We start from the raw sequence: 9,809 nt of genomic DNA on the forward strand, positions 1-9,809 counted from the left end.
AATGAATATGTTAGCACAGATCAATTCTAGCGTAAAAACAATGAGTAGTCGAGAAATATCGACTTTAACCAATAAACAACATTCTCATGTTATTCGTGATGCAAAGGTTGTTATAGATCAAATCCTTGATGATCCAAATTTGGATGATCCTCACTTTCAAATTATCCAAGATGGCCGTGGTTATATTTCAGAAATCCACATGGATCGCAATCTGACTTTATGCCTTGTTTCCGGGTATAGCGTTTCACTTCGCATGGCTATTATTAAGCGTTGGGATGAACTAGAAAACCAAAACGCTGTACAACTTCCGCAAACTTTTGCTGAAGCACTCCAACTAGCAGCCGATCAAGCACGCCAATTAGAACTCGCAGCCCCTAAAGTCCAGTACTTCGACCGTGTTGCCGACACTAAAAATCTTTTAAATGCCTCTCAGGTAGGTAAAAAGGTCGGCATGTCGGCGGTAAAACTCAATCAATACCTTGCTGATATGGGGGTATATGACCGTCGTATTGCTGGACGTACCTTTGCCCAGTGGTTTATTGACAAAGGTTATGGCGAAGTCAAGCAAACAGAACAAGGCTACCCACAATCCAAATTCACCAATAAAGGCGAACAGTGGGTAATTGAGCAGCTTGTGAGTGAGGGGGTGGTGCAATGAGCTTAGATGCAACTCGCTGGGCGTGGACTGCGCCTGTAGAAAGCTGCCCTCAGCGCACTGTCTTACTTTCGTTGGCTGACCGCGCAGGAGAGGATCATAAGGCATGGCCGAGCATCAAACGCCTTGAGGTTGACACCAAGTGCGATCGCAAAACCATTATGAAAGTTTTGGAGCGCCTGCAAGAAATAAACCTTATTCGCTTTACTGAAGAAACGCGTGGCAATGGGGTAAAAGTTTATCAACTGGTTGGTGTGCGTGGTCGCGAAGATGACCTAACTAGTACCAAAAAAGGAACCAGTACCAAAATTGGTACTAGTACCAAAAACGGTACTTCAACCAGTACCAAAATTGGTACCGCGACCAGTACCAAAAACGGTACACAGAATCTACCAATAGAATCTACCAATGAATCTACCAATATATATAAGGAAAAATTCAACTTTGCTAACGCTCTAGTTTCTCAAGGAGCAGATCAAAAGCTTATCTCTGAATACATGGAAGTTCGTAAAGCAAAGAAGGCTGTTAATTCAGAAACAGCATTCAAGTCTCTTATCTCTGAACAACAAAAATCTGGTCTTACTTTGAATCAGGTCCTTGAACACTGTGTTGTGAATTCATGGAAAGGATTTAAGGCGGAGTGGATGAAGAATCAAAACCAACCTGCTCAACAAAACAAACCTCATCGATTTGGCCAAGGCTTTAACCAGCCACAAATGAAGGATGTGAACTAATGAACAGTATTCAGTTATTTCAAGATGCCTTCGCTGTGGACTTTCCAGTTGAAGTGGCAGATCAGATTTTAGGTCGTATACAACAACTTTACGGTGCTGAGTTCGACAAGAAGTTTGGTTCTATTGATCCAGTTCAATTACAGCAAACCACCTGCACTGTTTTGAATGGCCTTAAGCCTAAAGACATTAAGCGCGGTTTGGATCGCATGTTGACTGAAAAATGGTGTCCATCGCTTCCAGAATTCCGTAGCTGGTGTATTGCGGCTGACTGGTGGACTGCTGATCAGGCTTGGGCAAAAGCAATGAACTTTGAAGCAGACCCATCAAAACCGATCACAGCTCTTGCTAAATGCGCTTTGGATGAAGTTCGCCATATCTTGGATGTGGAAGGGCAAAAAGCGGCTCACAGAGCATTTAAGGACATTTACGAGGACTATCTGCAAAAAGCGAAAGATCAAGGCCGTGCTCAAGAGCTTTGGAAAAAGCCGGAAGTGAAAACGATTGGGCATAACTATGCACCGAGATCTGGTGTGCCGTGTCCGCCTGAATTGGCTGCAATGGTGAAACGTGTAGGAAAAAGCGCAGGGGGTGGGGTGTGAGTTTTGATTGGATAAATAAAAACTATGGTGTGAATGCTTGTGTTGGTCGTCGCGTGATAGTTGATGGCGAGCCTGGTGTGATTGTTGGCGCTAAAAACGGGCACATCATCGTCAATTTCGATTCCCACAAAGCAAGTCAGAGGGATTTTTGCCACCCAACATGGCGCGTCGAATATAAAGACATGGGAAAGGTTCGCAAAATGACCGCAGGGCAAAAGCGCTATCAAGAGTATTTGAATTCTGACTGCTGTGAAAGTTTTGCCGAGTGGCTTGGTGTGGATAAGAAGTCCAAAGAGCATCGCGAGTGGCTTAAAAAGTGGGGTGCCGCATGAAAGACCAAAACGACAATAAAACCGTGGATTGGGTGAACGTAAGCCGGTCTAGATCATGTTTTGAAAAGAGAATGGATATCCTGGTCTATTCAGCTTATGCAACCAAGGATGTGACTGTAAGCAACATTATTGAGAATGTACTGAACAGCACAAGGGACACCATTCGGGCTTGCTTAAAAGACTTGGTAGATAGTGGTTATTTGGAAAAGACATCGGTCTGGACTTATAGACCAACTGAAAAGACCAAACAGTTATTTGGGGTGAAGGGATGAACTTAATCGAAAAATTAGGATTGGAAAAGTGCAAGCAGATTGTGGATGGGGCGCCTGTGGGAGCGACAGATTTTCTACATGATACCTACTTCCAAAAAAGAAATGCAGTTGAGTGGTATTACTGGGAGGAGGATCAATGGAAATTTACTAGCTATTCCGAGCGTTTTAAGCACCTTCTAGTTTGTCTTGGGGATCTGCGCGCAACCATCGCCGACCACGACCGCACTGACCATTGCAGCGACATCAAAAACCATATCAGCCCAACTACAGTGGTGATTGAGAGATGAGTGATTTTGAAAAGTGGTTTGAGGATCAAGACTTCTACACAAACATGCGATTCATCCATGGTGACAAGCTGTTTGATAAGGATGGTGGTGCTTATCGGGTGCTTCCGGTTCAGATGACTTATCTAGCTTGGCTGGTTGGTCGAGCCGCCATCCAAGAAATGGATGAAGTAATCAAACTCCAAGATGCCGACCTGCGGAAGTATGAGAAGCAGATTGAAGGTCTGAAAGCCCAGCTCAACAACATGGAGGCTTGTTGTATCCATGTGAAGAAGGAAAGGGATGAACTTCAAGGGCGAGCAGGCGAAGCATTAGAGGAAATTCAAAGAGCATCAAATTGTTGTGAGTCGGCTGAAACCGCTTGTGTATTGGGTGAAGTAAAAGAGATCTTGCGAGGTGAGTCATGAATAAGAACCCAGTAACAGAACAAGATATTCGGTTGCCTCAATTCCGTGATGCAAAACTAGAAGATCTGGAATTTGATGCAAGTGGTGAAGTGGTTAGAAAAGATCGCTTTGAAACATCTATGCGAAAAATATCAAGCATGCTTCATGGTGTTAATGGTCTTTCTGCTCGTTGTGGTTGGACTTGTGAGCAAGTCGTTGGTGCGGTTGATGAGATTAAATCGAAGTTAGAGCGCTTAAAAAGTTTGGTCCTAGCAATTGAATCGGTTCCTGATGGGGCTGAGTTCTATCACATCGAGAACAAGGAGTATGTCAAGAATATTGCTAAAGATGCTCTGGCAGTAGCTGAGAATGAGCCGCAACTTTCTCATTTGGTTGACTTTGATATCTGCAAGCCTGGCGGTGAATGGGAAGAATCTAGTGCATGGCTGGAATATATCAAGGTGCTTGTGAGAGTCAGCGACCTTGAGGCTGAGATTGACAGTATTGTGCGAGGTGCCAATGACTGACCTGATTATCGGCATCGATCCAGACTTGGAGAAATCAGGAGTGGCTGTCTTAGGGCAGTCACTGGAACTTAAAAATTTAACCTTTGCTCAGACTGTAGAGTTATTTCGAAGCCACCAGGATGAAATCAAGAAAGTGGTCATTGAAGCAGGTTGGCTTAATAAGAAATCTAATTTCCGTTTTGGTCATTCTAAGACCGCAGGAGAGAAGATTGCCAAGAATGTAGGGGAGAACCACGCAACGGGTAAATTGCTCGCAGAGATGGCAAAAGAATGCGGTTTAGCGGTGGTATTGGTAAAGCCGACACGTACAAAGTTGAAGGCGGAAGATTTTAATCGAATTACAGGTTGGCAAGGCAGAACGAATCAAGAACAACGGGATGCTGCGATGTTGATCATAGGTATGAAGTAAGGGGTGATGGGATGAATGCGATGGTTAAGACAGAAATTATGAACTGGGATCGTTTTAGTATTGAAGATTGGCTTAAGCAGTATGGGGCATACATCCAGATTTCACGTATGAAGTCAGGAAATCAACCAGACTCACTTGGGGTAAATCAGATCTACTGGCTGATTCTTGAAAACAACAAAGGGGTAGCGCCACGTAGGGATCAGATCGTTTGCCAGATTGGTGACTTTGAGGCTGAGCAGGTGCGGAAATTGATTGTTGATTTTAATAAGTCGAGTTCGGTTTGTGCTTCGGCGAAAGTGGCTGTGCAGTTGTTTATCGAAAAGAATGTGAGAGGGATGTCATTAAGCCAGATGGAGAGAGAATTTGCTCTATCAAGAAGCTCGATAAACAACATGGTTTTTGCAGGAAGTTACTATCTGGTAGGTCATGACAAAAGACTTCGCTTAAAATGATTAAATAACTTGCGTTTAAATGCGAATATGCTATTTTGTGTTATAAGTGACCGAAGTGTAAATAATGCACTTGGTTCTAAAAGAAGCTCATCGAAAGGTGGGCTTTTTTATTGCCCTGAGAAATACTAGTGTAATCATACCAAATTAAAATGCTTGATTAACCAGGAATGAATCTTGCTTAGTTCGACAAAGTTAATGACATTATTTCAGTAATGAATATTATAAATTTATGTTTTATAAGTGAAAATAACTGACATTTCTTGCGACATGATTGCTTGATTGTCCAGGAGTAAAATCATGCTTAGATTACTGATGTGTTTATTCGGCCTGCATGGTGCGACTGAGATCGACTACACGATTGATGATGAAGAAATCAAGGTGTGTCGGAATTGTTTGAAAGAAATAAAGTGACTTAATTCAATTTAATCGTTAAAATCACTTAGTAATTAATAGTTTATTTTTAAAACGAGTTAGATCTCAAATATAATACATACTATCTTACCGATTATTCAAAATCTCCACATTTTGAATTTAAAGTTTCGCCCACATCGACCCCAATGGTGTGGGTATTTTTTTGACTAAAATTCGCCGGACGTATTACGGCAATCAAAGCCCCTCGCATTCTAGATGTTGAGGGGTTTTTCTTTTTATTAAAATATTTTGTTACATTAAATGAACGCCTAGCTTAGTATTTGTTATTCATTAATTTTATTTTTTTTAATGTTAATATATTATTATAAAACAATAACATAGTAAAATATTGCTATTGAGAGTTAGTGCTTTAGTAGTCATCATGAACTAAATACGAAATAGTTATTTAGAGACTTTTTATCATGAAACCACCCAAAAGTGTGTATAGTTACACAATGAACAGCAAAGATATTATTAAGCGTCTAGAGCAGGAAGGCTGGTATAAGGTTGGCGGTAAGGGCGACCATGAAAAGTACAAGCATCCTGAAAAGTCCGGGCATGTTGTGGTGCCACATCCACGTAAAGATATGCCGATAGGAACTCTACGCAATATATATAAACAGGCTGGTTGGGAATGGAGGTAAAAATGTTATATCCAGTATATGTTCATAAAGATGAAGATACTGCATACGGTTTAACTTTCCCTGACTTTGAAGGGTGTTTCAGTGCTGCTGATGAAATGCAAGACATCCAGCGCATGGCGCAGGAAGCGGTTGAAGTTCACTTTGATGGTGAAGATATTCCGTTACCTACACCGTCAAGCCCGGAACAATGGTTAAGTGATAAGAGATTTGAAGGTGGTTTTTGGTTGTTAGTTGATATTGATACAGCAAAGGTAAATACCAAGTCTGTTCGTATTAATATCAGCATGCCAGAAGCTTTAGTGAAACGTATTGATGCTATGGCTAAAAAACAACATTTAAGCCGTTCGGCATTTTTAGCCAAAAGCGCGGAAATGGCATTGCATCAGTAAAATAAACAATATGACAGACCCAGCCTGAGTGCTGGGTTTTTTTATTTTGGGGTACCCATGACAGACAAAGTACAAGCTAAACAAGACTTAGAATTTTGCAGTGCTGAGCTGTCTAAGTATCAGAACCTCAGTAGAGCTGGGCTTAAGCGGCATCAAATGATTGCGATAGATGAAATTATGATTGAACTGAAACAACGAATTAAAAATCTTAGAAATATGCTGCAATAAAAGATTAGTCAAGATATTTAAAATGATCACTTTTGATATTGTTCCATATACCTTTTATCTTTATATCTATTAATGGTAGACATAAAGCTAAGGCATTCTCTAATGACAAAAATTGAAATGTTGGTAACTTTATTGGCGATCTTAATTATAAGCTCAATAATCTATCTAATAGGGCAAACGTACAAATAAAACCTCCTTCGGGAGGTTTTTTAATGGCTGATCTTTTATGGATGAGAAAGCATACAAAATTTTTACTCAGAAGATCCCACCCAAAAAGAAATCACGAACCAGACCATTACCTAAGCCTGGTGAGAAATACTTAGAAGCATTCGATCGACTCAAAGAAATTCTTGATCGGATGGAAATCAAGTACGAAGAATATTTTCATTTTAAAAGCACTAAGCATTGGCGCTTTGATCTTCACCTCGTGGGCTACCTTACATTAATTGAAATTGCCGGTGGTCCTTGGTCTGGTGGGCGTAGAGGTAAGCTGGCAAATAAGGCGTGGAGTGTCGACAAATACGATCATGCTGAAGAAATGGGGTATCGGTTTATACGTTTTGAGATTAGCGATATTCATTCTGCAATCGCCACAAGATGGCTGCGAGATTTAAAGGCATCACATGGAACAGTTCAGACCATTCCCACCGACGGATCTGATTGATCAGGCCGAAGAAGAGGAAGCCATTCGCTTGGCACCTGCACCAGAGCTTAAAGAATGGGTCGTAAAGAATTGGCTTACTTTAGGTGGTGAACTGCACAACCCGGATCATGACCATGTTGCTGAATTACTGCATGACAATGAAGAGTTTCTTGCATTCGCCTGGGCTTCATCTGCCGCCGTAGCGAAAAAACGTATGGTGTTAGGCCAATGTGAAAAGGTCATGTTTAACGTGGGCGGCTGGAAGAAAGCACGCCAGGAACAACAAATGCGTGATTGGTTTGGATTCGTACCCCAATATCTGATTACGGTTGATGCAGCATTCTGTGAACAGGCTTCGGATCGTGAATTCTGTCGACTGATTGAGCATGAGCTATATCATATTGGTGTAGAGCGTGATGAAGATGGCGAAATCATTTATAGCGATATGACTGGGCTGCCTAAGCATTACTTAGCTGGCCATGATGTAGAAGTGTTCTTTGGTGAAACCAAACGATGGGGGGCTGATGATTCAGTGAAACGTCTCGTTGAAATTGCGAAGAATGCACCGTTTGTATCTGAAAAAAGTATGGCTGCGTGTTGTGGGAACTGTGTCATCGGTTAATTTTTTTGCCCACTTTCCTTGATGTACCTTGATGGATGGTGATTTATGGCAAGACTTAAAAAACACGAAAAAGTATTTATAGTTCGAGCACTTGCCCAGTTTATGACCCCCACTCAAGTAGTAGAAGACATCAAGGTAAAATTAGGAGTTGATGTTTCCCCACAACAAGTGGAGACATATGATCCTACCAAAGTTGCAGGTGCTGACTTATCACAGGAATTTGTAGATCTATTTAATGAAGCACGTAAGCAATACATTGCCCAGCCGATCTATAACATTGAAGGTGCTAACGATATTGTGCAGCTTCAGATACTGAGTGATTTGCTGGTTTCAAAAAAAGGTAACGTGGTGATGGCAATCAAACTGATTGATCAGATGCAGAAGATTGTCAAAGGCCACTATGAAAAGAAAATAGAGATTACCGGTAAAGACGGTGGACCTATTCAGCAAGAAACTAAATCAACGCATCAATTCACACCAGATGAGCTTAACGGACTATCCGCGCAAGAGCTTTCGCGTTTAGCAATTAATGGCAAGTTATGACTTACGCAATCGAAGATATAGCGCCACTAATTAAAGAGTGGACGATCAATACGCGTCTGCCTGAAATCATTGAAGAAATGAAACGGCGTTATTACTACCGGATGCTGATAGAGCAGAATGAACTAAGTCGAGAGGCTGAAATCTACAGATGTAAGAGTAATCCGGCTCATTGGTTTAATCACTGGGTATGGACTTACGATCCACGGGGCATGCCTTTCGGGTTACCGGCCAATATTCCTTTTGTTTTGCGTCCGGGTCAGGTTGAGCTTGTTGATTGGCTATTAGAGCGTGAAAGCACCCAGACACACGGCTTAATTGAAAAAAGTCGTGATGAGGGTATGAGTTACGTTGTACTTGGTTTTTATCTGCACCGATGGCTATTTGTTGAAGGCTTTGCAGGTGGCGTCGGTAGCCGTAAAGAAGATCTGGTTGATAAGAAAGGTGATCCGAAAACCTTGCTGCACAAATTCAGGGATATGTTTTCCAAGCTGCCTGACTGGATGAAGCCTAAAGGCTTTGTTGAGAAAGTGCATGACAACTACATGCGAATCATCAACCCGGACAACGGTGCAACTGTTACCGGTGAAGCGGGTGATAACATTGGCCGAGGTGGTCGTACCACAATGTACTTTCTGGATGAATGGGCATTCGTAGAGCGTCAAGAAGCAGTTGATGCTGCAATTTCTCAAAATACTAACGTACACATCAAGGGGTCTACTCCAAACGGGATTGGTGACAAGTTTCACCAAGATCGTTTTAGTGGGCGTTACGCCGTTTTTACAATGGCATGGCGTGATAACCCAGATAAGAATTGGCAGGTCGAATTTAATGGCAAATTAATTTATCCCTGGTATGAAAAACAATTGGCCACCCTTGATGACATCGTTTTAGCTCAAGAGGTTGATATTGACTATGCCGCCTCGGTAGAAGGTGTGTTGATTCCATCAGCATGGGTACAAGCTGCGGTCGATGCTCATCTTGAATTAGATATTCAGCCGTCAGGCGAACGGATGGGCGCGCTTGATGTGGCGGATGAAGGTAAGGATAAGAACTCTTTTGCTGCACGTCATGGCATCGTATTGCAGTATTTAGATACTTGGTCTGGTATTGGTGATGACATCTTTGGAACGACTCAAAAAGCCATTGATGCTTGTCTGGATCTACGCTTGAACTCGTTTTTTTACGATGCTGACGGCCTTGGTGCTGGTGTACGTGGTGATGCCCGAGTCATTAATGAGCAGAATAGATCCAAAGGTATTCCGGAGATCGAAGCAAATCCATTCCGAGGCTCAGGTGCGGTGCACAACCCAGAGCAGGAAATGGTTGAGGCGCGTAAAAATGTAGACTTCTTTGCCAATCTTAAGGCTCAGATGTGGTGGTCATTACGCATAAGATTCCAGAATACTTATCGAGCCTTACAAGGTATGCAATATGACCCAGACAATCTTATTTCGCTCTCTACCAAAGACATAAACAAGCAGGAGCTTGAACAGCTCAAGCGAGAGTTATCGCAACCCACTTATACAAAAAATGGTGCAGGCAAAATCCTAGTCAATAAGCAACCGGATGGAGCTTTATCTCCAAACCGAGCAGACAGCATCATGATTTGCTTTAGCGATATCCGAGAGCGAAAACGGAAAAAACCTGCAGGTGCAGGATCTCGAACTTATTAAGGTGTT

At 42.1% G+C, this 9,809-nt stretch carries 17 protein-coding genes; all 17 read left to right on the forward strand.

The features are described 5' to 3' along the window. Position 1: 1 nt before the first annotated feature. The 17 genes from ACWM1W_RS06895 (at position 2) to ACWM1W_RS06975 (ending at position 9,803) form a co-directional block, all read left to right on the forward strand. Positions 2 to 658: a Rha family transcriptional regulator gene (locus tag ACWM1W_RS06895; protein WP_375725373.1), complete on the forward strand. Its 657-nt coding sequence runs from the start codon at positions 2 to 4 to the stop codon at positions 656 to 658. After that, complete coding sequence (locus ACWM1W_RS06900; RefSeq protein WP_375725374.1) at positions 655 to 1,389, forward strand: helix-turn-helix domain-containing protein; 735 nt, start codon at positions 655 to 657, stop codon at positions 1,387 to 1,389. The genes ACWM1W_RS06895 and ACWM1W_RS06900 overlap by 4 nt, the downstream gene beginning before the upstream one ends. After that, positions 1,389 to 1,988, forward strand: coding sequence for a restriction endonuclease (locus ACWM1W_RS06905; RefSeq protein WP_375725375.1), 600 nt, complete (start codon positions 1,389 to 1,391; stop codon positions 1,986 to 1,988). The genes ACWM1W_RS06900 and ACWM1W_RS06905 overlap by 1 nt, the downstream gene beginning before the upstream one ends. After that, the gene (locus ACWM1W_RS06910) at positions 1,985 to 2,320 is read left to right on the forward strand and encodes a hypothetical protein (protein ID WP_286378633.1); all 336 of its coding nucleotides are present in this window, start codon (positions 1,985 to 1,987) and stop codon (positions 2,318 to 2,320) included. Before ACWM1W_RS06905 ends, ACWM1W_RS06910 begins: the two co-directional genes overlap by 4 nt. After that, the gene (locus ACWM1W_RS06915) at positions 2,317 to 2,592 is read left to right on the forward strand and encodes a hypothetical protein (RefSeq protein ID WP_461603312.1); all 276 of its coding nucleotides are present in this window, start codon (positions 2,317 to 2,319) and stop codon (positions 2,590 to 2,592) included. The genes ACWM1W_RS06910 and ACWM1W_RS06915 overlap by 4 nt, the downstream gene beginning before the upstream one ends. Then, entirely contained in the window at positions 2,589 to 2,879 is a 291-nt protein-coding gene (locus tag ACWM1W_RS06920) for a hypothetical protein (RefSeq protein WP_375725377.1), read from the forward strand. Before ACWM1W_RS06915 ends, ACWM1W_RS06920 begins: the two co-directional genes overlap by 4 nt. Continuing rightward, positions 2,876 to 3,283 (forward strand): hypothetical protein, encoded by a 408-nt coding sequence (locus tag ACWM1W_RS06925; protein ID WP_375725378.1) that lies wholly within the window; start codon positions 2,876 to 2,878, stop codon positions 3,281 to 3,283. Before ACWM1W_RS06920 ends, ACWM1W_RS06925 begins: the two co-directional genes overlap by 4 nt. Further along, positions 3,280 to 3,789: a hypothetical protein gene (locus ACWM1W_RS06930; RefSeq protein ID WP_375725379.1), complete on the forward strand. Its 510-nt coding sequence runs from the start codon at positions 3,280 to 3,282 to the stop codon at positions 3,787 to 3,789. Before ACWM1W_RS06925 ends, ACWM1W_RS06930 begins: the two co-directional genes overlap by 4 nt. Then, complete coding sequence (locus ACWM1W_RS06935) at positions 3,782 to 4,198, forward strand: RuvC family protein (RefSeq protein ID WP_375725380.1); 417 nt, start codon at positions 3,782 to 3,784, stop codon at positions 4,196 to 4,198. The genes ACWM1W_RS06930 and ACWM1W_RS06935 overlap by 8 nt, the downstream gene beginning before the upstream one ends. Before the next feature lie 11 nt (positions 4,199 to 4,209). Next, positions 4,210 to 4,650, forward strand: coding sequence for a hypothetical protein (locus ACWM1W_RS06940; protein ID WP_375725381.1), 441 nt, complete (start codon positions 4,210 to 4,212; stop codon positions 4,648 to 4,650). 866 nt (positions 4,651 to 5,516) lie between these two features. Then, the gene (locus ACWM1W_RS06945) at positions 5,517 to 5,705 is read left to right on the forward strand and encodes a type II toxin-antitoxin system HicA family toxin (RefSeq protein WP_034581200.1); all 189 of its coding nucleotides are present in this window, start codon (positions 5,517 to 5,519) and stop codon (positions 5,703 to 5,705) included. Positions 5,706 to 5,707: 2 nt separating this feature from the next. Then, on the forward strand, positions 5,708 to 6,094 hold the full coding sequence (locus ACWM1W_RS06950) for a type II toxin-antitoxin system HicB family antitoxin (protein WP_375725382.1): 387 nt from the start codon (positions 5,708 to 5,710) through the stop codon (positions 6,092 to 6,094). A 57-nt stretch (positions 6,095 to 6,151) separates the two neighbouring features. After that, entirely contained in the window at positions 6,152 to 6,322 is a 171-nt protein-coding gene (locus ACWM1W_RS06955) for a hypothetical protein (RefSeq protein ID WP_180025358.1), read from the forward strand. Between the two features lie 226 nt (positions 6,323 to 6,548). Then, positions 6,549 to 6,986 carry a hypothetical protein gene (locus tag ACWM1W_RS06960; RefSeq protein WP_034703017.1) on the forward strand — a complete coding sequence of 146 codons (438 nt, stop codon included), beginning with the start codon at positions 6,549 to 6,551 and terminating at the stop codon, positions 6,984 to 6,986. Further along, positions 6,946 to 7,587 carry a putative metallopeptidase gene (locus ACWM1W_RS06965; RefSeq protein WP_375725383.1) on the forward strand — a complete coding sequence of 214 codons (642 nt, stop codon included), beginning with the start codon at positions 6,946 to 6,948 and terminating at the stop codon, positions 7,585 to 7,587. Before ACWM1W_RS06960 ends, ACWM1W_RS06965 begins: the two co-directional genes overlap by 41 nt. A gap of 45 nt (positions 7,588 to 7,632) precedes the next feature. Further along, on the forward strand, positions 7,633 to 8,130 hold the full coding sequence (locus ACWM1W_RS06970; RefSeq protein WP_180049187.1) for a DUF2280 domain-containing protein: 498 nt from the start codon (positions 7,633 to 7,635) through the stop codon (positions 8,128 to 8,130). Continuing rightward, entirely contained in the window at positions 8,127 to 9,803 is a 1,677-nt protein-coding gene (locus ACWM1W_RS06975) for a terminase (RefSeq protein WP_375725384.1), read from the forward strand. Before ACWM1W_RS06970 ends, ACWM1W_RS06975 begins: the two co-directional genes overlap by 4 nt. Positions 9,804 to 9,809 lie beyond the last annotated feature (6 nt).

The organism is Acinetobacter sp. TW_SC_4 (assembly GCF_054861205.1).

What these genes read in the sequence shown, in the direction of transcription:
- ACWM1W_RS06895 (WP_375725373.1), top strand. Translation starts at nt 2, where the DNA reads ATGAATATGTTAGCACAGATCAATTCTAGCGTAAAAACAATGAGTAGT.
- ACWM1W_RS06900 (WP_375725374.1), top strand. Translation starts at nt 655, where the DNA reads ATGAGCTTAGATGCAACTCGCTGGGCGTGGACTGCGCCTGTAGAAAGC.
- ACWM1W_RS06905 (WP_375725375.1), top strand. Translation starts at nt 1,389, where the DNA reads ATGAACAGTATTCAGTTATTTCAAGATGCCTTCGCTGTGGACTTTCCA.
- ACWM1W_RS06915 (WP_461603312.1), top strand. Translation starts at nt 2,317, where the DNA reads ATGAAAGACCAAAACGACAATAAAACCGTGGATTGGGTGAACGTAAGC.
- ACWM1W_RS06920 (WP_375725377.1), top strand. Translation starts at nt 2,589, where the DNA reads ATGAACTTAATCGAAAAATTAGGATTGGAAAAGTGCAAGCAGATTGTG.
- ACWM1W_RS06925 (WP_375725378.1), top strand. Translation starts at nt 2,876, where the DNA reads ATGAGTGATTTTGAAAAGTGGTTTGAGGATCAAGACTTCTACACAAAC.
- ACWM1W_RS06930 (WP_375725379.1), top strand. Translation starts at nt 3,280, where the DNA reads ATGAATAAGAACCCAGTAACAGAACAAGATATTCGGTTGCCTCAATTC.
- ACWM1W_RS06935 (WP_375725380.1), top strand. Translation starts at nt 3,782, where the DNA reads ATGACTGACCTGATTATCGGCATCGATCCAGACTTGGAGAAATCAGGA.
- ACWM1W_RS06940 (WP_375725381.1), top strand. Translation starts at nt 4,210, where the DNA reads ATGAATGCGATGGTTAAGACAGAAATTATGAACTGGGATCGTTTTAGT.
- ACWM1W_RS06945 (WP_034581200.1), top strand. Translation starts at nt 5,517, where the DNA reads ATGAACAGCAAAGATATTATTAAGCGTCTAGAGCAGGAAGGCTGGTAT.
- ACWM1W_RS06950 (WP_375725382.1), top strand. Translation starts at nt 5,708, where the DNA reads ATGTTATATCCAGTATATGTTCATAAAGATGAAGATACTGCATACGGT.
- ACWM1W_RS06955 (WP_180025358.1), top strand. Translation starts at nt 6,152, where the DNA reads ATGACAGACAAAGTACAAGCTAAACAAGACTTAGAATTTTGCAGTGCT.
- ACWM1W_RS06960 (WP_034703017.1), top strand. Translation starts at nt 6,549, where the DNA reads ATGGATGAGAAAGCATACAAAATTTTTACTCAGAAGATCCCACCCAAA.
- ACWM1W_RS06965 (WP_375725383.1), top strand. Translation starts at nt 6,946, where the DNA reads ATGGAACAGTTCAGACCATTCCCACCGACGGATCTGATTGATCAGGCC.
- ACWM1W_RS06970 (WP_180049187.1), top strand. Translation starts at nt 7,633, where the DNA reads ATGGCAAGACTTAAAAAACACGAAAAAGTATTTATAGTTCGAGCACTT.
- ACWM1W_RS06975 (WP_375725384.1), top strand. Translation starts at nt 8,127, where the DNA reads ATGACTTACGCAATCGAAGATATAGCGCCACTAATTAAAGAGTGGACG.